The organism is Kitasatospora sp. NPDC098652, assembly GCF_044760155.1.
In the GTDB taxonomy this organism is placed as follows: domain Bacteria; phylum Actinomycetota; class Actinomycetes; order Streptomycetales; family Streptomycetaceae; genus Kitasatospora.
Genome location: NZ_JBIWAQ010000015.1, coordinates 15886 through 40167, shown reverse-complemented (window position 1 = coordinate 40167; position 24282 = coordinate 15886). Strand labels below are relative to the sequence as shown.

The window sequence follows — 24282 nt, the reverse complement described above, 5'->3', positions numbered from 1 at the left end:
GTCCGGGGTCGGCGGGCCCGGTGGGGCGGGCCCGGGGCGGGGGTTACCAGCGGGTGGTCTCCGCGAAGAAGCCGGGGATCTCGGTCGCCCGGCCCGCGGCCACCGCCTCGTCGTGCACCAGCGCGCCGACCGCCAGGTCGAGCACGCCGAGGCCGAAGGGCGAGAAGACCACCGGGCGGTCGGTGCCGACGGCGACCTCGCCCTCGATCACCTGGGCCAGCGTGCCGGTGACGAACTCCCGGTTGCCGTAGAGCTGTTCGGCCAGGTGCGGAGAGGTGTTCGCCTTCATGCAGTGCTCCACGTCGTCGAGCACGTTGTACGCGCCGCCGATGATCTCCGGCGCGAGGTCGCGCAGCGAGATGTTGAGCACCAGCTGCCCGGGGGCGAAGGTCTCCGGGTCGAGGATGTACGGCTCGCCCGCGGTGGTGGCCAGCACCACCACGTCGGCGCCCTTGAGCGCCTCGTCCAGGCTCTCCACCACCCTGGCCGGGTAGCCGAGTTCGGCGTCGGCGTGGTCGACCAGCGCCCGGGCGTACTCGGCCTTGCGGTCGTGCACCACCAGCTCGTCGATCTCCCACTGCTGGGCGCCGAAGAACTCCAGGATGTTGCGGGCGATGATGCCGGCGCCCACCACCGCCAGCCGGCCCGCCGTACGGCCGCCGCTGAGCACCTCGGCGGCGAGCACGGCGGAGGCCGCGGTACGGGCCGCGCTGATCTGCGAGGCCTCCAGGACGGCGAACGGGTAGCCGGTCTCGTAGTCGTTCAGCAGCAGGGCGGCCGAGGCGCGCGGGAAGCCCCGCTCGATGTTGGCCGGGAAGCTGCTGATCCACTTGATCCCGGCCACTCCGACGCCGCCGCCGAGGTAGGCCGGCAGGGCGATGATCCGGGCGTCCGGCTTGGCCGGGAACCGCAGGAAGTAGCTGTCGGGGTTCACGGACTCGCCGGCGCCGTGGGTCAGGTAGGTCTCCCGGACCTCCTGGACGATCCGCGGGCGGGCTCCCGCGATGAGCTCGCGGGCGGTGGTGCCGTCGATGACTCTGAACTCGAACACGGTGGTGGCTCCAGTCGGGTCCGCCCGGTGCGGGCGGGGATCGGGCGGGACGGAGGGTCGGGCGGAGGGGCGGGCGGGGCGGAGGGGCGGGGCGGGCGCGGCCTGGTCAGCCGACGTAGGCGCTGTCGGCCGGCTCGGGCCGGCCGGCGGCGGGGTTCGCCCCGGCGGCGTGCGCGGCGCGGGTGGTGCGGCCGCCGCCCAGCCAGCGCGGCAGGTACCAGTTGCCGTCGCCGAGCAGGGCCATCACCGCCGGCAGCAGCACCGCGCGGACCAGGGTGGCGTCCAGCAGGACCGCGACCGCCAGGCCGATGCCGAGCTGCTTGAAGTCCTGCATGCCCAGGGTGCCGAAGACCGCGAACACCGCGACCATGATCAGACCGGCGCTGGTGACCACCCCGGCGGTGTTGCGGATGCCGAGGCCGACCGCCTCCCGGCTGGACTTGCCCGAGAGGTACGCCTCGCGGATCCGGGAGACCACGAACACGTGGTAGTCCATCGAGAGGCCGAAGAGCACCACGAAGACGAACAGCGGCATCCAGGACTCGATCGCCCCCGGCGCCTTGGTGCCCACCAGCGAGGCGCCCCAGCCGTGCTGGAACACCGCGGTCATCACGCCGTAGGCGGCCGCCACCGAGAGCAGGTTGAGCAGGATCGAGGTGATCGAGATGGTCAGCGAGCGGAAGGAGAACAGCATCAGCAGGAAGGTGACGCCCATGACGAAGGCGAACACCGGGACGATGCTGCGGTCCAGCTGGTCGTTGTAGTCGACCGAGAAGGCGAGGTCACCGGCGACCAGCGCGGTGGTGCCCGGAACGGTCTTCAGGGTCTGCGGGACGATCTGCCCGCGCAGCGCCGACAGGGCCGCCTTGGAGGTGGCGTCGGTGCCGCTGCCCGCCAGCGGAACGCTGATCTGGGCGATGTTCTTGTCCTTCCAGTACCGCACGTCGATCTGGTTGCCGGTCTTCCCGGAGGCCAGGGCGGCCTGCTTGAAGTCCTCGATGCTCTTGGCGACCTGCGGCGAGTCGATGTTGTCGGCCTTGACCACCACGGTGGCGGGCGAGGGCGACCCGGGGAACTCGCGGTCGATCCGCTGCGAGACCGAGACCAGTGGGTTGTCCGAGGGCAGCAGCTTGTCCATGCCGAGCTTCTCGGTCTTCATGCCGAGCGCCGGCAGGGCCAGCACCAGCAGCACGGCGGCGGACAGCAGCGCGAAGATCCCCGGGCGGGCCAGCACGCCGCGCAGCAGCGCGTTGGCGGGCTTCGGGCTCGCCGCGGCGGCCTGCCGGCGCTTGCTGATCCACGGGATCCGGCCCGACGCGACCTTGTCGCCGAGCATCGACATCAGGGCCGGCAGCACGGTCATCGAACCGACCACCGCGACCGCGACGACCTCGATGGTGGCCATCGCGAAGCCCTCGAAGACGGTCAGCCCGGAGAGGAACATGCCGGCCATCGCGATCATCACGGTGAGGCCGGAGACCATCACCGAGTGGCCCGAGGTGTGGGCCGCGATCCGCAGCGCGGTCGCCTTGTCCCGGCCGGCCGCCCGCTCCTCGCGCTCGCGGCGCAGGTAGAACAGGCAGTAGTCGACGCCGACGGCGAGGCCCATCAGGAACATCACCGAGTTGGTCATGCCGTCCACCGGCACCGCCTGGCTGCTCAGCGCGAGCAGCCCGAGCGCGCCGATGCAGGCGGTGACCGCCAGGGCGACCGGCAGCACGGCCGCCACGAAGGCGCCGAAGACCACCAGCAGGATGCCCAACGCGACCGGCAGGGCGGTCAGTTCGGCGCGGGTGAAGTCGTCGCCGAGGCTGTCGTTGATGCCCTTGAGGGCGGTCGCGCCGCCGAACTCGCCGAGGGTCACCTGGGGGTGGGCCTTGGCGGTGTCCTGGACGGCGGTGATCACCGGGTCGATCCGGTCGGCCGCGGTGTCCGGGTCGCCGGTGACGGCGAACATGATCAGCGCCGAGTGCTTGTCGGCCGAGAAGGCCTGGGTGGTGTACGGGTCCCGCAGGTTCTCCGCGAGACCGGTCTTGTTGACCGCGTCGGCGGCGGCCTGGACGGCGCCGCGGAACTCCGCGGAGTCCGCGGTCAGTGCGTCGCTGTGGACCAGGATCAGCTCGTTGACCGGGTCGTTGATCCCGGCGTCCTTGAGGACCTGGGCGGCCCTGCCGGACTCTCCGGTCCCGTAGTCGGCCTGGGTCAGGCTCTTCTGGCCGACCATGCCTCCGAGCACGGTGACCAGGATGACCAGGATGATCCAGCCGAAGACGGCGGTCTTGCGGTGCTGGGCACTCCACTCGCCCAGCCGGGCCGCGAAATTGCTCTGACGTGCCATTACCTCTCCTGCGATCGGCGGCAATGATCAAGCCGCGGTGGCGACAGACGGGTTGGATGTGTCCTCACCGGCTTGAGGGTGACCGGGGGAATACCCATGACCGTAGGCCCTCGCGAACGGCTTTGGAGCCCCTGGGAGTTGCAGCATCCTGCGGTGGCAAGCTGCTGCCAGCGGAGCCGGGCCGGAGCCCCTTACCGGCCCCGTTTCCCCGGTGCTACGGTCGGTCCCCGTTGAGGGACAACCATTCGAGCGGACCACATTCGAGTGACGCCGGGCCGATGATTCGGGAAAGTCGGCCGGCCGCCCCGTGCGACCGACCGGTCGTCGAGTGCGCGAGCACCCGACCGGGCCCGAGGGCCGGCTCCGAACGATTCCACTGAATTTCACGATTCCGCGCCGGAATGTGCTCCGGCGTCTGCTTTCCGAACGATCCACAGACCTCCGTGGAAGGGGGAATGAATGATGGACACCGCAATCAGGGCGACCGGACTCGGCAAGAGATACGGCGAGCACCACGCACTCAGGGGCGTGGACCTCGAGGTCGCGGCCGGCACCGTGCTCGGCCTGCTGGGCCCCAACGGCGCCGGCAAGACCACCACCGTCCGACTGCTGGCGACCCTGCTGGAACCGGACCAGGGGCGGGCCGAGGTGGCCGGCTTCGACGTCGTGCGCCAGCAGCGCCAGGTGCGCCGGCGGATCGGCCTGGCCGGTCAGTACGCCGCCGTCGACGGGCTGCTCACCGGTCGCGAGAACCTCGAACTCCTGGGCCGGCTCCTGCACCTGGGGCGCAAGGGTGCCCGGGACCGGGCGGCCGAGCTGCTCGCCCGGTTCGAGCTGGAGGACGCCGCCGAGAAGCCGGCCCAGACCTACTCCGGCGGCATGCGCCGCCGGCTGGACCTGGCCGCCGCGCTGATCGGCCGGCCCGAGGTGCTGTTCCTGGACGAGCCAACCACCGGGCTGGACCCGGCCAGCCGGCTGGTGCTCTGGGAGATGGTCCGCGAGCAGGTCGCCCAGGGGGTGACCGTACTGCTCACCACCCAGTACCTGGAGGAGGCCGACTTCCTGGCCGACCGGATCCTGGTCATCGACACCGGCACGGTGATCGCCGAGGGCACCCCGGACGAGCTCAAGCGCAAGGTCGGCGAGGAGTGGCTGGAGGTGGGCGTCGGCACCGACGCGGCCGTCGCCCAGGCGCTGGCCGTGCTCGCCCCGGTGGCCGCCGCCCAGCCCGAGGTGGACCGCACCGGGCGCCGGATCACCGTCCAACTGGCCGACGGCATCGGCACCATCGCCGCCGCCGCGGTCGCCCTGGAGACGGCCCGGGTGCCGGTGACGGACTTCGCGCTGCGCCGTCCCTCGCTGGACGACGTGTTCTTCCACCTGACCGGGCGCGGCACCCAGGTCGGCCGGGCCCCCGAGGCGGGCGCTCCGGCGCTCGCACCGGGCACACCGGGCACACCGGGCGCATCGGACGCACCGGAGCCGCGGGCCGGGCAGGACGAGCGGCCCGGGCAGGGCGAAGCGGGCAAGCAGGGTAAGCAGGGCGGGCAGGGCGAACGGGAACCGGTGGCGGCCGCCACCGGACGGACGGGAGACGAGCAGTGAGCGACATCGGCGCCTCGGCCGGCCTCGGCACGGCCCTCGGAGACACCGCCGCGCTGATCGGCCGCCACCTGCGGCACCTGCGGCGCACCCCGGAGAAGATCATCGCGATCACCCTGACCCCGGTGACCATGGTGGTCGTGCTCGGCTACCTGTTCGCCAGCGTGGTGACCGTGACCGGCTCCGGCGAGTACCACGACTACGTGATGGCCGGGGTGTTCGCCCAGGTCGGCCTGACCTGCGTCGGCGTGGCCGCGCTGGGCGTGGCCACCGACCTGCGCACCGGGCTGATCGACCGCTTCCGCTCGCTGCCGATGGGCCGCTCCGCCGTACTGGTCAGCCACACCGCGGCCGACCTGCTGACCGCCGCGGCCGCCACCTTCGCGGTCTCCCTGGCCGGCCTGGGCGTCGGCTGGCGGATCCACACGGATTTCGGCTCGGCCGCGCTGGGCTTCGTCCTGGTGCTGGCCTTCGCCTACGCGATGCTCTGGCTGGGCGCGCTGGTCGGCATGCTGATGCGCAACGCCGAGGCGATCAACGGCATCTCGGCGCTGTTCCTGGTCGTGCTGTCGTTCCTGTCCAACTCGTTCATGCCGCTGTCCGGGCTGCCCGCCTGGCTGCGCGCGGTGGCCGAGTGGAACCCGGTCAGCCTGGTGGCCTCGGCCTGCCGCGAGCTGTGGGGCAACGCCCCGACGGTGGTCGGCACCAGCCTGCCGGACCGGCACCCGGTGCTGCTCGCGGTGATCGTGGTGGCGGCCCTGCTCGCGGTGCTGGTCCCGGTCAACCTGCGGGTCTACCGCACCGCGGTGACGCGTTGACGCACCACCCGGCCGGCCGGGACGGACGGGACGGCAGTCGTCGTCCCGTCCGGTCCGGTCGGCCGCGTCCGCGCGCCGCCGGCGGGCTGCTCTCAGTCGCCCTCGCGCGGCGGCGCGCCGCCCTGGAGCAGGCCGCGCTCACCGGCGATCACCCCGGCCTGGAAGCGGCTCCGCCCGCCGAGCCAGGCCATCAGTTCCGCGGTGATCCGGCGCGAGGTGCGCACCGAGACCCCGAGCTTGCGGGCCACCACCTCGTCGGTGTGGCCCTGGGCGAGCAGGCTGAGCACCGCCATCGCCTGCGGGTTGAGGCCCTCGGCCCCCTTGGCCGGGGCCTTCCCGTACGGGGCGGCGTTCTCCCAGACGTACTCGAACAGCGCGCAGAGCGCGGAGACCAGTCCCGGACCGGACAGCACCAGGGCCCCCACGCTGGTGTCGTCCGGATCGGTGGGGACGACCGCGACCTTGCGATCGAAGATCACCAGGCGCATCGGGAGCGACGGGGCTATCCGCACCCGGGCGCCCCGCTCGGTGAGCCACTCCAGGTGGGCGATGGTGCCGCCGTCGTTGGCGGCGCTCTCCAGGTAGATGCTGCGCATCTGCACGCCCCGGTCGAAGACCTCCTGGTCGGCGACCTGTCCGGCTCTTCGGGCGGCCGGCGACTGTCCGCCGCCGGTCGCGAATCCCATGATCTCGCTGACGCACGAGTGCGACAGCTCCTCCAGTCGGAGCCGGATCTGGTCGACGCCCTCCAACTGTTCGACGCCCAGGCCCCGTTCGCCCTTGCGGCTCTCGGCGTACTGGGCGACCAGCTTGGCCGCTTCCAGCCTGCTGTGCGCTATCTGGCGCTGCCGCTCGGCGAGTTCGACCTCCTGGCGGCCGATCAGCATGGCGAGGCTGACCTCGGGGTTCACCAGCAGGAGGTGCCCGGGCTGCAGCTCGGAGTGCCTGATCAGGGTGAGCCGGGCCAGTCCGTCCAGGGCCTCCCGGACGCGCTGTTCGGGCCACTGGAGCTCCTGCGCCACTCCGGCGATGCCGAGTTCAGGCCTGGCCAGCACCGTCCGGTACACGGCCTCGGCGTCGGGATCCAGTCCTAACACTGACAGCACCGCCTGCCCCCCCGATGTTGCGAACCTGATGACGCCACGTCATTGCCGGATCTCGGGGGCATGTTACGACACCCGGCCCACAACCACCGCTGTTTGGGGCCCAGGCCCTTTCCTGCGGACTTCGAGCGGGTCCACCCACGAGAGGATTTGACATGTATATCACTGTCGGACGTCTGGTTCGGGGTATCGTCGAACCGGAACAGGTCACGCCCGACAAACTCGTCGAACTACTCCGGAACGCCGCCGAGCCGGCCGACGGACTGGAGCACGTTTACGTCGAGATCGACCCGCTCGGTGCCGATCTGGTCTTCTTTCTCGGCCCCGCGAAATCCGGAGAGCCGGATTCCGCAGCGCAACGGATCACCCGCCGTTGCCTGCGTGACGCGCCTGAACTGCGCGGATGGCGGCTGGCGGCCGAATTCAGCGACGACCGGCTGCCGTTGTTGGAGGAGTGAGCTCCGGGGCGGGCGCTGTGCAGGGTGCTGCCAGGGCAGGACCCTGACATGGAGAACTGTGGCACGGAACGTGTGTGCGAGACAGACTTGGTCACGCCGAAGGGGGCCGGAACCCCCTTCCGCAGGATTCGAGAGCCGGTCCCGCGCGGTCATTCACCGCGGGAATTGAACCAGGCACAGCACTCATCCGTTTCGTCTGTTTCTCGGCCGCCGCCGATTTCACGGCCCGCGGCCCTATTGCCACCGGGGGTTCACCATGAGCAGCATCACCATTGTCGCCGCCCGCACCGCCGCCGTCCTCGGCCTGCTGGTCGCCGGCGCCGCCCTCACCGCGCCGGTCGCCGGCGCCGCCACCGCCGTGGCCGCCCCGGCCGAGGCGCGCACCACCTCCGTCCACGGCGACGACATCATCTGGGACGGCCCGGTCACCAAGGCCCTCCCGGTCCGCGTGACGACCGCTTCCGTGCACGGCGACGACATCATCTGGGACGGCCCGGTCGCCAAGGGCACCGGCTCCGTGCACGGCGACGACATCATCTGGGACTGACCTCCCAGCGGCCCGGCACGGGGACCGGACCCAGCAGGGCACTCATCCGCCCGAAGTCGTTCCGCCGCCGCCGATTCCACGGCCCGCGGCTCCATTTGCCACCGGGGGTTCACCATGAGCAGCAGCACCGTCACCACCGCCCGCACCACCGTCGGTCCGGCCGGCCCGGGCGCCGGCTCCGTGCACGGCGACGACATCATCTGGGACTGACGTCCCGTCACTCTCCTGACACCGAAGGGGAACGGGCGATGCCCATCATCAGAACGCCGCAGGAGTTCAACGAGGACGAACTCTTCGTCGACCTCCGGGCGATGTTCGACTACCCGCTGTACCTCAAGTGCGAGGGCTTCAACTTCGCCGGCTCCGTCAAGCTCAAGGCGGCCCTCAGCATGGTCGACGCGGCCGAGCGGGACGGCCGGCTGAACCGGGACTCCGTCCTGGTCGAGTCCTCCTCGGGGAACCTGGGGATGGCGCTGAGCATGATCGCCTCCGTCCGGGGCTATCAGTTCATCTGCGTCGTCGACCCACGTACGAACTTGTCCACCCGACAGCTGATCGAAACACTCGGCGGCAAAGTCCACATGATCACCGAGCCGTCGCCGGAGACCGGCTTCCTCGGTGCCCGGCTGGACTTCGTCCGCGAGCTGTGCGCCTCCTCGCCGCGCTACGTCTGGCTCAACCAGCACGCCAACCCGGACAACTGGCGCGCCCACTACCGCACCACCGCGCCGTCGATCCACCGCCAGTTCCCGGACCTCGACCTGCTGTTCGTCGGCGCCGGGACCACCGGCACGCTGATGGGCTGCGCCCGCTACTTCAAGGAGCACCGGCCGGACACCCGGATCGTCGCGGTGGACAGCGTCGGCTCGGTCACCTTCGGCGGCGAGCCCGGCCCGCGGATGCTCCCCGGCCTGGGTGCCGGCGTCCGGCCGGCCCTGCTGGACGAGAGCTTCGTCGACGACGTGGTGCACGTGCCCGAACTGGATACCGTCCGCACCTGTCACCGACTGGCCCGCGGCGGCTTCCTGTTCGGCGGCTCCACCGGGACGGTGGTCAGCGGGGCCACGGCCTGGCTGGCGGAGCACCGGCTCGGCCAGGACGTGGTCGCCGTCGCCGTCTCGCCGGACCTGGGCGACCGCTACCTCGACACCATTTACCAGAGCGCCTGGGTGCGCGACATCTACGGCGTCGACGCGCTCGATGCCGTAGACCGCCGTACGCCGCCCAACGCCATTGCCACGGGGGTAAGATGACGATGCGTCATGCAGCGCTGTTTTCTGAATTTCCTGAACCGGGGCGGCCCGGAGAACTGCCGCTGTCCGACGCCCAGCGCGAGATGTGGTTCGCCCAGCAGCTGGACCCGGGCAACCCGGTGTTCACCATGGCGGACGTCCTGGAGCTGACCGGTCCGCTGGACCACGAGCGGCTGCGGGCCGCCTGGCAGCGCGTGCAGAACCGCACCGAGTGCCTGCGGGTGCGCTTCGCCGAGCGCGACGGCCTGCCGGTGCAGATCGTCGAACCGCCCCGCGAGCGTCCCCTCCCGGTGCTCAACCTGACCGGCGAGCCCGACCCGCTCGCCGCAGCCGAAACGTTTCTGGAGTCCGAGGGACGCCGTCCGTCCACCCTCGGCCCCGACGCCTTCGCCGCCACCCTCGTCCTGATCGGCCCCGAACTGGCCTGGCTGTACGTCCGGGCCAACCACATCCTGGTCGACGGGTTCAGCCGCGCCCTGGTCTACCGCCGGCTCGCCGCCGAGTACGACCTGCCCGACGCCGAGCCCGCCGCCGACCCGACCCTCGCCGAACTGCTCGCCGAGGAGCGCGACTACCTCGCCTCCCCCGCCCACCAGCGCGACCGCGCCTACTGGGCCGAGCGGCTGGCCGACGGCATCGAACCCACCGTGCTCTCCGGCCACCTCGGCCCGCCCGCCCGCCACACCCTGCGCAGCACCGGCCTGATCCCCGCCGCCACCGTCACCAGGCTGCAGGACGCCGCCTGGGCCGAGCGGGTCACCTGGCAGACCCTGCTGATCGGCGCCACCGCCGGCTGCCTCGCCCAACTCTGCGGCACCGACCGGGTCGTGCTCACCCTCCCGGTCGCAGCCCGCACCACCCCGCTCGCCCAGTCCGTCCCCGGCATGCGCGCCAACTTCCTGCCGCTGCCGCTCACCGCCCACCCCGCGCTCGGCCGCGACGGCCTGCTCACCCAGGTCGCCGCGGCTCTGCGCGGCACGCTGCGCCACCAGCGCCACCGGCACGACGCGATCCGCCGCGAGCTCGGGCTCACCGGCGACGCCGGCCGCACCTTCGGCCCCACCGTCAACGTGCTGCAGACCGGCGGCGAGTTCGCCCTCGGCGACTGCCGCGCCCTGGTCCGCAACCTGTCCACCGGCCCCGTCCCGGACCTCCAGATCCTCTTCCTGGACAGCGGCGAGGACGGCTGCGAGCTGCGCGTCGACGGCGACGCCGACCGCTACCCGCAGGAGCGGCTCGACCTCTTCCGGGACGCCCTGCTCGGCTACCTGGAGGAGTTCTCGACCGTCTCCACCGAGCTACCGGTCGGCCGGATCACCGCGCTGCCCGCCGCCGAGCGCGAGCGCGTCCTGGTCGAGTGGAACAGCTACGGGCAGCAGCCCGAGGCCTTCACCGACGTGGTGCCCCGGATCCGCGCGCTCGCCCAGGCCCGTCCCGGCGCCGTCGCCGTCCAGGACGACGCCGGCCGGCTCGACTACGCCGAGCTGGTCGCCCGGGCCAGCGCGCTCTCCCGCCGGCTGCTCGCCGCCGGCGCCGGGCCGGACCGGCTGGTGGCGATCGCCGCCGCCCCCGGCACCGGCTTCGTCACCGCCGTCCTCGGCGTGCTCGGCGCCGGAGCCGCCTGGCTGCCGCTGGACGTCCAGGCCCCGGCCGCCCGCGGCGCGGCGCTGGTCGAGGCCGCGGGCGCCGCCGTCCTGCTGCACGGCGAGGACCAACGGCCGTACGCCGACACCCTGCTCGGCGCCCTGCCGCAGCGCCCCGCCGTGCTCGCCCTCGACGACGCCCGCGACCAGGAGCTGCTGGCGCCCGCCGGCGGCCCCGCCGAACTCGCCTACGTCATCTACACCTCGGGCTCCACCGGCCGCCCCAAGGGCGCCATGGTGCACCGCGACGGCATGGTCAACCACCTGCTCGCCAAGCACGCCGACCTGGATCTGTCCGAGGCCGACACCGTGGTGCACAACGCCCCGGTCACCTTCGACATCTCGGTCTGGCAGATGCTCAGCCCGCTGGTCGCGGGCGGCCGGCTGCGGGTGGTCTCCCGCGAGCTCGCCGCCGACCCGGGCGCCCTGTTCGCGCTCGCCGACGCCGAGGGCGTCACCGTGCTGGAGGTCGTCCCCTCGCTGCTGCGCGCCGCCCTGGACTCCTGGGAGGCCGGCGCCCCGCTGCCCGCGCTGTCCGCGCTGCGCCGGCTGGTGGTCACCGGCGAGGCGCTGCCCGCCGACCTGGCCCGCCGCTGGTTCGCGCTGCGCCCCGGCATCCCGCTGGTCAACGCCTTCGGGCCGACCGAGTGCTCGGACGACGTCACCCACGCCCTGATCGGCTCCCCCGCGGAGCTGGACTCGGTGCGCGCCCCGATCGGCCGCCCGGTCCGCGACACCCGGCTCTACGTCCTCGGCGACTCGCTCCAGCCCGTCCCGGCCGGCCAGCCCGGCGAACTGTACGTGGGCGGGCGCGGCGTCGGCCGCGGCTACCTGAACGACCCGCGGCGCACCGCCGGCGCCTTCGTCGCCGACCCGTACGCGGCCGCGCCCGGCTCCCGGATGTACCGCACCGGCGACCGGGTGGTGCACCGCGGCGACGGCCAACTGGAGTTCCTGGAGCGGGTCGACCACCAGGTCAAGATCCGCGGCCACCGGATCGAGCCCGGCGAGGTCGAGGCCGCGCTGCGCGCCGTCCCCGGCGTCGCCGACGCGGTGGTCACCGTCGCCCGCGACCCCTCCGGCGGCGCCCGGCTGGTCGCCCACCTGACCGGCGGCGCCGACCCGGCCGCCGTCCGCACCGAACTCGCCCGGGTGCTGCCCGACTACATGGTCCCGGCCGTGCTGGTGCCGCTGGCGGCGCTGCCCCTGACCCCCAACGGCAAGGTCGACCGCAAGGCCCTGCCCGTCCCGGACTTCGGCGCGCTGCGCGGCGAGCGGCGGGCCCCGGCCACCGAGCGCGAGGCGCTGCTGTGCGCGCTGTTCGCCGAGGTGCTGGAGCTGGACGGGGTCGGCGCCGACGACGACTTCTTCGCGCTCGGCGGGCACTCGCTGCTGGCCGGCCGGGTGGTCACCGGGCTGCGTGCCCGGCTCGGCGTCGAACTGCCGATCCGCACCCTGTTCGAGGCGCCCACCCCGGCCGCGCTGGCCCTCGCCCTGGACGGCGCCGCGCCGGCCCGGGAGGAGCTCACCGCCGGCCCGCGGCCGGAGCGCATCCCGCTCTCCCCCGGGCAGCAACGGCTCTGGTTCCTCAGCCAGTTGGACGCGGCCGGGGCCACCTACCACCTGTCCCACGCGGTCCGGCTGACCGGCCCGCTGGAGCGGGCGGCGCTCGCCGAGGCCCTGGCCGACGTGGTCGCCCGGCACGAGAGCCTGCGCACCGTCTTCCCCGCCGAGGACGGGCGCCCGCACCAGCTGGTGCTGCCGGTCGGCGAGGCCTGCCCCGAGCTGCCCGTGGTGCCGTTCACCGGCCGCCCGGCCGAGGAGCTGGACGCCGAACTGGCCGCCCGGGCCGGTGCCCCCTTCGACCTGGCCGTCGAACCGCCGCTGCGCGCGGTGCTGTTCGAGACCGGTGTCGAGGAGCACGTGCTGCTGCTGGTGCAGCACCACATCGCGGCCGACGGCTGGTCGGTGCGCCCGCTGGTCGACGGCCTGCAGACCGCCTACCGCGCCCGGCTGGCCGGGCGGGCCCCGGCCTGGGCCGAACTGCCCGTCCAGTACGCCGACTACACCCTCTGGCAGCGCCGCCTGCTCGGCGAGCCGGACGACCCGACCAGCCTGATGAACCGTCAGCTCGACTACTGGGCAGCCCAGTTGGATGGGCTTCCGGAGGAACTGGCACTGCCGGTGGACTTCCCGCGCCCGGCCGTCCCCAGCTACCGGGGCGCCACCGTGCCGCTGCGGCTGGACGCCGGGGCGCACCGCGCCCTGGCCGAGCTGGCCCGGTCCACCGGCGCCAGCCCGTTCATGGTGGTGCAGGCGGCGCTGGCCGTGCTGCTCGGCAAGCTCGGCGCCGGCACCGACATCCCGCTCGGCACCCCGGTCGCCGGACGCACCGACGGCGCCCTGGACGACCTGGTCGGCTTCTTCGTCAACACCCTGGTGCTGCGCACCGACCTGTCCGGCGACCCGACCTTCCGCGAACTGGTCGGCCGGGCCCGGGAGACCGTGCTGGCCGCCCTGGCCCACCAGGACGTGCCCTTCGAGAAGCTGGTCGACCGGCTCGGCGCCGGGCGCTCGCTGGCCCGCCAGCCGCTGTTCCAGGTGATGCTCGCCTTCCAGAACAACGCCGGGGCCCGCCCCGAGCTGCCCGGGATCACCGCCGAGGTCAGCCCGGTCGGCAACGGAACGGCCAAGTTCGACCTGGCCTTCGAACTGGTCGAGCGGTACGGCGGTACCGGCGAGCCGGACGGCCTCACCGGCACCCTGGAGTACAGCACCGACCTGTTCACCGAGCGGACGGCCCAGGGCCTGGCGGACCGCCTGACCCACCTGCTCGGCCTGTTGGCCGGCGAGCCCGACCGGCCGCTCAGCGGCCTGGACGCCCTGCTGCCCGAGGAGCGCGAGCGGCTGCTCGGCTCCTGGAGCGGGGCCGCCACCCCGACCACCGTCGGCGCGGTCCAGCTGCCGGCGCTGTTCCAGGAGCGGGCGCACCGCGCACCCGAGCGGCCCGCACTGCGCTGGTTCGAGGACGGCGCCGTGCGCGCCGAGGTCGGCTACGGCGAGCTCAACGAGCGCGCCAACCGGCTCGCCCACCACCTGATCGCCCTGGGCGCGGGCCCCGGACGGATCGTCGCCCTGGCGCTGCCGCGCACGGTCGACGCGGTCGTCGCGGTGCTCGCGGTCCTCAAGACGGGCGCGGCCTACCTGCCGGTCGACCCGGCGTACCCGCGCGAGCGGATCGCCTACCTGCTGACCGACTCCGCCCCGCTGGCCGTGCTCGGCCACGGCTCGGTGGCCGGGCGGCTGCCGGAGCAGCAGGACGCACCGGTGCTGCTGCTGGACGACCCGGCGACCGCCGCCGCGATCGCCGCCGCCCCCGCGCACGACCCGACGGACGCCGAACGGACCGCCCCGCTGGGGCCGGACCACCCGGCGTACGTGATCTACACCTCCGGCTCCACCGGCCGCCCCAAGGGCGTGCTGGTGCCGCACCGGGCGGTGGCCGCGCTGGCCGCCGAGCACGACCGCTTCGGCGTCGGCGAGGGCACCCGGCTGCTCCAGTTCGCCTCGTTCAGCTTCGACGCCGCCGCCTGGGAGCTGCTCACCGCGCTGCTGAGCGGCGCCGTCCTGGTGCTGGCCGCGGAGGCCGACCGGGCGCCCGGCGAGCCGCTCGCCGAGCTGGTCGCGACGGCCGGCATCGAGGTGGTCTGCCTGCCGCCGACGGTGCTCGCCGCCTGGCCCGCCCGGTTGCCGATGCCCGAGGGTCTGACCCTGATCACGGCCGGCGAGGCCTGCCCGCCCGAGCTGGTCGAGCGCTGGTCCGCGGGCCGGCGGATGCTCAACGCGTACGGCCCGACCGAGACCACGGTCTGCGCCACGGTCAGCGAGCCACTGGCCGGAGCGGTCAAGCCGCCGATCGGCCGACCGCTGGCCGGCGCCCGGGTGTACGTGCTGGACGAGGCCCTGCGGCCGGTCCCGCCGGGCGTGATCGGCGAGCTGTACGTGGCCGGCGCCGGGGTGGCCCTGGGCTACCTGCACCGGCCGGAGCTCACCGCCCAGCGCTTCACCGCCGACCCGTACGCCGACTCGTACGGCGACTCGTACGGCGGCTCGAACGGCGGCTCGAACGGCGGCCCGGACGACCGGATGTACCGCACCGGGGACCTGGTGCGCTGGACGGCCGACGGCCAGCTGGACTACGTCGGCCGGGTCGACGAGCAGGTCAAGCTGCGCGGCTTCCGGATCGAGCTCGGCGAGATCGAGACCGCGCTGCTCGCGCAGCCGGGCGTCGAGCAGGCCGCCGCGATCGTCCGCGAGGACCGCCCCGGCGACAAGCGGCTGGTCGCCTACGTGACCCCGGCCGGCCTGCCGGTCGGCGAGCTGCGCGCCGCACTCGCCGCGGAGCTGCCCGACTACCTGGTGCCCTCCGCGTTCGTCCCGCTGGAGACCCTGCCGCTGACCGGCAACGGCAAGCTGGACCGCCGGGCGCTGCCCGCGCCCGACTACGCCGCCGCCTCCACCGGCCGGGCCCCGGCCGACGCCCGGGAGGCCGCGTTCTGCGCGGTCTTCGCCGAGGTGCTCGGACTGCCCGGGGTCGGCGCCGACGACGGGTTCTTCGACCTGGGCGGCGACAGCATCGTCTCCATCCAGCTGGTCAGCCGGGCCCGCGCGGCCGGGCTGGTGGTCACCGCGCAGGACGTCTTCACCCACCGGACCCCGGCGGCGCTGGCCGTGGTGGCCCGCGACGCCGAGGGGCCGGAGGCGGTCGCCACGGTCGGCACCGAGGACGGCGTCGGCCCGCTGGGCCAGCTGCCGATCGGGCACTGGCTGCGCGAACTCGGCGGGCCGGTGGACGGCTTCCACCAGGCCGTGCTGGTCCGCACCCCGGCCGACGCCACCCGGGAGTCGCTCACCGCGGCCCTCCAGGCCCTGCTGGACCACCACGACGGGCTGCGGCTGCGGCTGCTGCCGGACTGGTCGCTGCTGATCGGCGAGCCCGGCACGGTCGACGCGGGCGCGCTGCTCTCCGTCCTGGACGGCCCGGCGGCCGACTGGCCCGCCGAGGCGGTCGCCAACCGCGAGCGGCTGGCGCCGTACCAGGGCGGGATGGTCCGGGCACTCTGGCACCCGGCCGGCCGCGAGCTGCTGCTCACCCTGCACCACCTGGTGGTCGACGGGGTGTCCTGGCGGGTGCTGCTGCCCGACCTGGCCCGCGCCCACGCGGCCGTACGGGCCGGCGAGCCGGTCCGGCTGCAGCCGGTCGGCACCTCGCTGCGGCACTGGTCCGGGCTGCTGGAGCGGACCGCGGGCACGCCCGAGGTGCGCGCCCAACTCGACTGGTGGCGCGCCGAGTCGGCCGGCGGGCAGGCCCCGCTCGGCCACCGGGCCGCCGACCCGGCGGTGGACACCGCGGCCACCGCCCGGACGCTGCACCGCGTCCTGGACACCGACACCACGGCGGCGCTGCTCACCGAGGTCACCGGGGCGTTCCACGCCGAGGTGAACGACGTGCTGCTGACCGCCCTGGCGCTGGCCGTCGCCGACTGGCGGCGGCGCACCGGGCGGCCCGAGGGCGCCGTCCCGGTGGAGCTGGAGGGCCACGGGCGCGAGGAGTTCGCCCCCGGCGTGGACCTGTCCCGCACGGTCGGCTGGTTCACCACCGCCTACCCGCTGCGGCTCGACCCGGGCCCGGTGGACCTGGCGGAGGCGCTGGCCGGCGGCCCGGCCGCCGGGCACAGCCTCAAGCTGGTCAAGGAGCACCTGCGGATGGTGCCCGGACACGGGCTCGGCTGGGGCCTGCTGCGGTACCTGGACAAGCCCGGCCCGGACGGGCACGGCACCGGTGCACTGTCCGGCGCCGCCCGGCCGCAGCTCGGCTTCAACTACCTGGGCCGGCTGCCCGCGCCCACCGGCGAGGACTGGTCGCTGACCGAGCAGTCCGCCGCGCTGGCCGCCGGATCCGACCCGGGGATGCCGCTGCCGCACGTCCTGGACGTCAACGCGGTGACCGAGGACGGCCCGGACGGACCGCGACTGAGCGCCCGCTGGACCTGGGCCGGCCAGGCCCTGGCGCAGGCCGACGCCGAGGCCGTGGCCGACGGCTGGTTCACCGCCCTGCGGGCCCTGGTGAAGCACACCCGGGAGCCCGGCGCCGGCGGCTGGACACCGTCCGACCTCGACCTGGTGGCACTCAGCCAGGACGAGATCGACGAATTCGAGGACGAGATGAACGACTGGGGGGACGAGCTGTGACCACGGCCTCGGCCGAGCCCCGCACCGGGCGACGCCCCGGACGGAGCTCCAATCTGAGCGACATCCTGCCGGTGGCACCGCTGCAGGAAGGACTGATGTTCCACGCGCAGTACCACCGCGAGGAACTTGACGTCTACACCGTGCAGTTGGTGCTGGACCTGGCCGGCGGCCTGGACCCGGCCCGGCTCCGCGGGGCGGTCACCGCCCTGCTGGAGCGGCACCCCAACCTGCGGGCCGCGTTCCGCTACCGCAAGAACGGCGACCCGGTGCAGATCGTGCCGCGCGAGGTCGCGCTGGACTGGCGCGAGGTCGACCTGCGGGACGTCCCCTCCTCGGCCGAGGAGGCCGACGAGCTGGCCGAAGCCGACCGGCTGCGCCCCTTCGACCTGGCCCGCCCGCCGCTGCTGCGGTTCAGCCTGCTGCGGCTGGGCGACCGGGAGCACCGGCTGGTGCTGACCTCCCACCAGATCCTGTTCGACGGCTGGTCCATGCCCGTCGTGGTGCGCGAACTGTTCGCCTGCTACGCCGACGGCGGCGCCTCGCTGCCCCGCCCCGCCCCGTACAAGTCCTACCTGGCCCACCTGGCCCGGCAGGACCGGGCGGCGGCCGAGGCGGCCTGGACGGCCGCGCTGGACGGCTTCACCGAGCCCACCCGGCTGTCCGGCACGGCCGCCGCCGAACCCGGCCGGCGCGACATGCCCGCCGAACCCGGCCGGCGCGGCATGCCCGGCGAGCACGCCGTCGAGCTGGACGCGCGGGAGTTCGCCGCGCTCACCGGCTGGGCCCGCACCCGCGGGCTGACCGTCAACACCGTGGTGCAGGGCGCCTGGGCGACCGTGCTGGGCACGCTCACCGGGCTGCGCGACATCGTCTTCGGCGGCACCGTCTCCGGCCGCCCGCCGGAGCTGCCCGGCGTCGAGGGCATGGTCGGCCTGTTCATCAACACCCTGCCGGTCCGGGTCGACCTGGACCCCGCGCAGAGCTTCACCGAGCTGCTGTCCGCGCTCCAGGACCGCCAGTCCCTGCTGCTCCCGCACCAGCACCTCGGCCTCGACACCATCCAGCGCAACGCCGGGGTCGGCGACCTCTTCGACACCGTGCTGGTCTTCGAGAACTACCCGCTCGACCCGCAGGCGCTGGCCGGCGAGGTCGCCGGACTACGGCTGACCGGCCTCAGGGCCGGCGACGCCAACCACTACCCGCTCAGCCTGATGGCGCTGCCCGGCGAGCGGCTGCGCCTCCAGATCGGCTACGACACCGCCCGGTTCACCCCGGCCGAGGCCGCCGTCGTCGCCGAGCGGCTGCTGCACGTTCTGCGCACCGCCCAGGCCGAGCCGGACCGCCCGCTCGGGCAGCTGGACCTGCTGCTGCCCGGCGAGCGCGCCCGGCTGGCCGTCCCCGCCCCGGAGCCGGCCGAGACCGACCCGTGGACGGACGTGGTGGCGCGGGTCCAGGAGTTCGCCCGGACCACCCCGGACGCCGTCGCCGTCTCCGACGGCACCGAACGGCTCGGCTACCGCGAACTGGCCGCCCGGGCCGGCGCCGTGTCCCGGGCCCTGACCCGGGCGGGCGCCGGGACCGGCCCGGTCGGGGTGCTGGCCCCGCCCGGCTGCGGCTTCGTCACCGCCGTCCTCGGCGTGCTCGGCGCGGGCGCGGCCTGGCTGCCGCTGGACGTCACCGCGCCGGTCGCACGCGCCGCCGTACTGGCCGCCGAGGCCCGGATCAGCGCCCTGCTGGTCGGACCCGGCGAGCGCGCCCTGGCCGCCGAACTGCTGGCCGGGGCCGGCCTGGACGTCCCGGTGCTGGAACTCGGAACGGGCACCGCCAAGCGGCCGCCCGCCCCGCGCGGCACCGGCGACGACCTGGCGTACGTCATCTTCACCTCGGGCTCCACCGGCCGCCCCAAGGGCGCCATGGTGCACCGGGCGGGCATGGTCAACCACCTGCTCGCCAAGGTCGCCGACCTGGAACTGGACGGGCGCACCGTGCTGGTCCACAACGCCCCGGTCACCTTCGACATCTCGGTCTGGCAGATGCTCGCCGCGCTGGTCGTCGGCGGGCGGCTGCGGGTCACCGGCCGCGAGCTCGCCGCCGACCCGCAGGCCCTGTTCGGCCTGGTCGCCCCCGAGGGCGTCACCGTGCTGGAGGTCGTCCCCTCGCTGCTGCGCACCGCCCTGGACAGCTGGGACGACGGCGCCGAGCCGCCCCTCCTGGACGGGCTGCGCAAGCTGGTCGTCACCGGCGAGGCGCTGCCCGCCGACCTGGCGCACCGCTGGTTCGCCCGCTACCCGGCGATCCCGCTGGTCAACGCGTACGGGCCGACCGAGTGCTCGGACGACGTCACCCACGCGGTGATCGGCTCCCCGGCCGAGCTGGACTCGGTGCGCGCCCCGATCGGCCGGGCCGTGCGCGGCACCGGACTGTACGTCCTGGACGACGCGCTGCGCCCCGTCCCGGACGGCGTCCCCGGAGAGCTGTACGTGGGCGGGCGCGGCGTCGGCCGCGGCTACCTCGACCAGCCCGGCCGCACCGCCGCGGTGTTCGTCGCCGACCCGTTCAGCCCGCTGCCGGGCGCCCGGATGTACCGCACCGGCGACCGGGTGATCCGGCGGCCGGACGGGCAGCTGGAGTTCCTGGAGCGGGTCGACCACCAGGTCAAGATCCGCGGCCACCGGATCGAGCCCGGCGAGGTCGAGGCCGCGCTGCGCTCTATCGAGCAGGTCGGCGACGCCGTGGTGGTGGTCCGCCGCGGCGGGGCCGGCGACGCCCGGCTGGTCGGCTACCTGACCGGCCCGGTCGACCCGGCCCGCTGCCGGGCCGCGGCCGCCGCGCTGCTGCCCGAGTACATGGTGCCCTCCGCCCTGGTGGTGCTGGACGCCCTGCCGCTGACCCCCAACGGCAAGGTGGACCGCAAGGCGCTGCCCGAGGTCGACCTCACCGCCCCGACCGGCCGCGGCCCGCGCACCCCGCAGGAGGAGGTGCTCTGCGCCGCCTTCGCCGAGGTGCTCGACCGGCCCGCGGTCGGCATCGACGAGGACTTCTTCCAGCTCGGCGGCCACTCGCTGCTCGCCACCCGGCTGGTCAGCCGGGTACGCACGCTGCTCGGCGCCGAACTGGCGCTGCGCACCGTCTTCGAGGCGCCCACCGTGGCCGCCCTGGCCGGCCGGCTCACCCAGGACGCCGTCCGCCCCGCGCTGGCCGCCGGGGCCCGCCCGGGGCTGCTGCCGCTGTCGTACGCCCAGCAGCGGCTCTGGTTCCTGGACCGGCTGGAGGGCCCCTCCGCCACCTACAACCTGCCGTGGACGCTGCGGCTGCGCGGCCCGCTGGACCGCGCCGCGCTGGCCGCCGCGCTGACCGACGTGGTCGGGCGGCACGAGAGCCTGCGCACCGTCTTCCCGGACCGCGACGGCCTGCCGTACCAGCTGGTCCTCCCGGTCGAGCGGGCCGCCGTCGAGCTGCCCGTCCGCGAACTGCCCGAGGCGGAACTCGCCGGGGCCGCAGCGGAGTTCGCCGCCGTCGGCTTCGACCTGGCGAAGCTGCCGCCGATCCGCGCCACCCTGCTCGCGGCCGGCCCCGAGGACCACCTGCTGGTCGTGGTGATCCACCACATCGCCGGGGACGGCTGGTCCAACGGGCCGCTCGCCCGCGACCTCTCCACCGCCTACGCCGCCCGGCTGGCCGGCCGCGCGCCCGCCTGGACGCCGCTGCCGGTGCAGTACGCCGACTACGCGCTCTGGCAGCGCGAACTGCTCGGCGCCGAGGACGACGAGGAGTCCCTGCTCAACCGCCAGACCGCCTACTGGAAGGAGCAGTTGGCCGGACTGCCGGAGGAGCTCCAGCTCCCGGTGGAGGCCCCCCGGCGGGCCACCGCCGGCTACCGCGGCGCCGCCGTCCGCTTCACCGTCCCCGCCGAACTGCACCAGCGGGCGGTCGCCCTGGCCCGGCAGAGCGGGGCCAGCCTGTTCATGGTGCTCCAGGCCGCGCTGGCCACCCTGTACGGCAAGCTCGGCGCGGGCCAGGACATCCCGCTCGGCACCCCGATCGCGGGCCGCACCGACGACGCCCTGGACGACCTGGTCGGCATGTTCGTCAACACCCTGGTGCTGCGCACCGACCTGTCCGGCGACCCGACCTTCCGCGAACTGCTGGACCGGGTGAAGGCCGTCGACCTGGCCGCCTACGCCCACCAGGACCTGCCGTTCGAGAAGCTGGTCGACGCCCTCGGCCCGGAGCGCGCCCACGGGCGCAACCCGCTGTTCCAGACCCTGCTGGCCCTGCACAACAACGCCGCCGCCCGGCTGGAGCTGCCCGGCGTCACCGCCGAGGCGGGCGCGGCCGAGCTCGGGGTGGCCCGGCTCGACCTGTGCTTCGAACTCGCGGAGCTCACCGGCCCGGACGGCCCCGGCGGACTGACGGGCCGGCTGGAGTACAGCACCGACCTGTTCGGCGCGGCCGGCGCCCAGCGGCTGGCCGACCGGCTGGTGCACCTGCTGGGTGAGCTGGTCGACCGGCCGGACCAACCGATCGGCGCCGCCCCGGTGCTGCTGCCCGGCGAGCGGGAGGAGCTGCTGGCCCTCGGCGACGGCGCCGCCGCCCTCGGCGAGGGGCAGTCGCTGGCCGCCCTGCTGGAGGCCGTCGCGGACGCCCACCCGGACGCGATCGCGCTCGAATTCCCGGGCCTGCAGCTCGACTTCGCCGAGCTGCACCGGCGGGCCAACCGGCTCGCCCGCACGCTGGTCGCCCAGGGTGCGGAGCCGGACCGGCTGGTGGCGATCGCGCTGCCGCGCTCGGCCGACCTGGTGGTCGCCGCGCTGGCGGTGGTCAAGAGCGGCGCCGCCTACCTGCCGATCGACCCGACCTACCCGCCCGACCGGATCGCCGGGATGGTCAAGGACGCCCAGCCGGTGCTGACCGTCAGCACCGCCGCGGTGGCCGCCGCCGTCCCCGGCCTGGAGGCCGGCCGGCTCCTGCTGCTGGACGACCCGGCCACCCGCGCCCGGGTCGACGAGCAGCCCCCGGAGCACCTGCGCCCGGCCGAGCTGGCCGGCCCGGTGCGGCCCGAGCACGCCGCCTACGTCATCTACACCTCGGGCTCCACCGGGCGCCCCAAGGGCGTCGTGGTGCCGCGCGGCGCCCTGGTCAACCACCTGCTGGACTTCACCGAACGGATCGGTCTGGCCCCCGGGCGGACCCTGCTGGCGGTCACCACCTTCGGGTTCGACATCGCCAACCTGGAACTGTTCTGCCCACTGCTCGGCGGCGCCCGGCTGGTGGTCGCCCCGCACGACACCGTCCGCGACCCGGACCTGCTCGCCGACCTCGCCCTGGCCACCGGGGCGGACGTCATGCAGGCGACCCCGACGCTGTGGCACGCCCTGGTCACCGCCCGGCCCGAAGCGCTCTCCGGGATCCACGTGCTCACCGGCGGCGAGGCCCTCGACCCGGCCCTGGCCGCCGCGCTGACCGGCGCCGCGGCGAAGGTCAGCAACCTGTACGGCCCGACCGAGACCACGATCTGGTCGCTCGTCGCCGACCTGCCGCCCGACCACACCGGCACCCCGCCGATCGGCCGCGCCCTGGCCGGCAACCGGATCCGACTGCTGGACGCCGCACTGCGCCCGGTGCCACCGGGGGTGGTCGGCGAGCTGTACCTGGCCGGCACCGGCCTCGCCCGCGGCTACCTGGACCGCCCCGGCCTGACCGCCGAACGCTTCACCGCCGACCCGTACGGGCCGCCCGGCTCCCGGATGTACCGCACCGGGGACCTCGCCCGCTGGCGGCCGGACGGCACGGTCGACTACCTCGGCCGGGTCGACCACCAGGTGAAGATCCGCGGCTTCCGGATCGAACTCGGCGAGATCGAGGCCATCCTGACGGACCATCCGCTGGTCGAACGGGCCTCGGTGACCGACCGGGAGGACTCGCCCGGCGTCCGCCGACTGGTCGCCCATGTCGTCCCGGCCGGCCCGGAACGGCCCGAACCGGCCGCGCTGCGGGCCCACTTGGCCGCCGTACTGCCGGAGTACATGCTCCCGGCCGCCTACGTCCAGCTGGACGCCCTGCCGCTCACCCCGAACGGCAAGGTGGACCGCAAGGCGCTGCCCGCGCCCGCGGCCGACGACCGGGCGGTGGCCCGCTCGGACGGCCGCGCGCCCGACGGGCCGGTCGAACGCGCCCTCGCCCGGGTCTTCGCCGAGGTGCTCGGCCTGGACCGGGTCGGGGCCGAGGACGGCTTCTTCGAGCTGGGCGGCGACAGCCTGAAATCGATCCAACTGGTCAGCCGCGCCCGCGCGGCCGGGCTCTCGCTCACCCCCGCCGACGTCTTCGCCCACCGCACCGTGGCCGGCCTGGCCCTGGTGGCCGGCAGGGCCGACGGCACGGTCGACGGCACCGGTGCGCCCGAGGACCCGTTCGCGCCGGTCCTGGCGGTCCGGCCGACCGGCGGCAGCCGCCCGCTGTTCTGCGTGCACGGCGCGGTCGGCCTCGGCTGGCCCTTCCTGACGCTCGCCGCGGAAATTGACACGGACATTCCCGTGTACGCTTTCCAGACCGGCGCGCTACGCTCGCCGGAAAAGACCCCGGAGTCCGTCCGGGAAATCGCCGAAAAATATCTCGGCGAAATGCTGGAAATCCAGCCGGCCGGGCCCTATCGTATTCTCGGCTGGTCGTTCGGAGGGCTTGTCGCCCACGAGATCGCGGTCCAGCTGCAGGCCCGCGGCGAGCAGGTCGAACTGCTCGCCGACCTGGACGGCTACCCCGGGACCGGCGCGCCGGCCGAGGATCTGCCGGACGACCGGGCCGTCCTCGCCGAACTGCTCGAACGGGCCGGCCTCCCCGGCGACGGCCCGCTCGACCTCGGCACCGCACGTCGACGCCTGGCCGAGGCCGGCAACGCGCTCGCGGAGCTGGACGAGACCGAGCTGGTCCGACTGCTCGGGGTGATCCGCACCCACAGCGCACTGGGCGAGGCCCACCGCCCCGGCCGCTTCCAGGGGGACCTCCTCCTGTTCGCGGCCACCCGGGGCCGCGCCCCGGGTGACCCGGACGAGGAGTCCTGGCAGGCGCACGTGACCGGCCGGATCCTCCGGCACCCGGTCGACAGCGACCACGACTCGATGCTCGAACCGGCGCCGGCCCGATCCATCGGAAAGACCCTCTCCGCCGCCCTCCGCAACGAATCCTGAAAAACCGCACCGAAATACCGGTGGCCACCCCGG

10 protein-coding genes are annotated in these 24282 nt (G+C 74.5%); 7 read left to right on the top strand and 3 right to left on the bottom strand.

From position 1 onward, the window contains the following. Positions 1-43 precede the first annotated feature (43 nt). Complete coding sequence (gene sbnB, locus ACIQWA_RS27835) at positions 44-1051, bottom strand: 2,3-diaminopropionate biosynthesis protein SbnB (RefSeq protein WP_360242470.1); 1008 nt, start codon at positions 1049-1051, stop codon at positions 44-46. Between the two features lie 106 nt (positions 1052-1157). Beyond that, complete coding sequence (locus ACIQWA_RS27830; RefSeq protein WP_402487182.1) at positions 1158-3389, bottom strand: MMPL family transporter; 2232 nt, start codon at positions 3387-3389, stop codon at positions 1158-1160. Between the two features lie 462 nt (positions 3390-3851). Here ACIQWA_RS27830 and ACIQWA_RS27825 point away from each other — a divergent pair, with 462 nt between their 5' ends. Further along, complete coding sequence (locus tag ACIQWA_RS27825) at positions 3852-4994, top strand: ATP-binding cassette domain-containing protein (RefSeq protein WP_402487391.1); 1143 nt, start codon at positions 3852-3854, stop codon at positions 4992-4994. Then, complete coding sequence (locus tag ACIQWA_RS27820; RefSeq protein ID WP_402487181.1) at positions 4991-5809, top strand: ABC transporter permease; 819 nt, start codon at positions 4991-4993, stop codon at positions 5807-5809. Before ACIQWA_RS27825 ends, ACIQWA_RS27820 begins: the two co-directional genes overlap by 4 nt. A gap of 92 nt (positions 5810-5901) precedes the next feature. Here ACIQWA_RS27820 and ACIQWA_RS27815 read toward each other — a convergent pair whose 3' ends face one another. Continuing rightward, positions 5902-6906, bottom strand: a complete 1005-nt coding sequence (locus ACIQWA_RS27815) for a LuxR family transcriptional regulator (protein WP_402487179.1) — start codon at positions 6904-6906, stop codon at positions 5902-5904. 161 nt (positions 6907-7067) lie between these two features. On the opposite strand from ACIQWA_RS27815, the gene ACIQWA_RS27810 reads away from it, so the two are divergent. From ACIQWA_RS27810 to ACIQWA_RS27790, 5 genes are all read left to right on the top strand, one after another. Beyond that, positions 7068-7370, top strand: a complete 303-nt coding sequence (locus ACIQWA_RS27810; protein WP_360242485.1) for a hypothetical protein — start codon at positions 7068-7070, stop codon at positions 7368-7370. A 256-nt stretch (positions 7371-7626) separates the two neighbouring features. Beyond that, complete coding sequence (locus tag ACIQWA_RS27805) at positions 7627-7917, top strand: hypothetical protein (RefSeq protein WP_402487176.1); 291 nt, start codon at positions 7627-7629, stop codon at positions 7915-7917. Positions 7918-8165: 248 nt separating this feature from the next. Beyond that, positions 8166-9170 carry a 2,3-diaminopropionate biosynthesis protein SbnA gene (gene sbnA, locus ACIQWA_RS27800; protein ID WP_402487174.1) on the top strand — a complete coding sequence of 335 codons (1005 nt, stop codon included), beginning with the start codon at positions 8166-8168 and terminating at the stop codon, positions 9168-9170. A 2-nt stretch (positions 9171-9172) separates the two neighbouring features. Beyond that, the gene (locus tag ACIQWA_RS27795) at positions 9173-17065 is read left to right on the top strand and encodes an amino acid adenylation domain-containing protein (protein WP_402487172.1); all 7893 of its coding nucleotides are present in this window, start codon (positions 9173-9175) and stop codon (positions 17063-17065) included. Then, positions 17062-24249 carry an amino acid adenylation domain-containing protein gene (locus tag ACIQWA_RS27790; RefSeq protein WP_402487170.1) on the top strand — a complete coding sequence of 2396 codons (7188 nt, stop codon included), beginning with the start codon at positions 17062-17064 and terminating at the stop codon, positions 24247-24249. Before ACIQWA_RS27795 ends, ACIQWA_RS27790 begins: the two co-directional genes overlap by 4 nt. Positions 24250-24282: the final 33 nt, after the last annotated feature.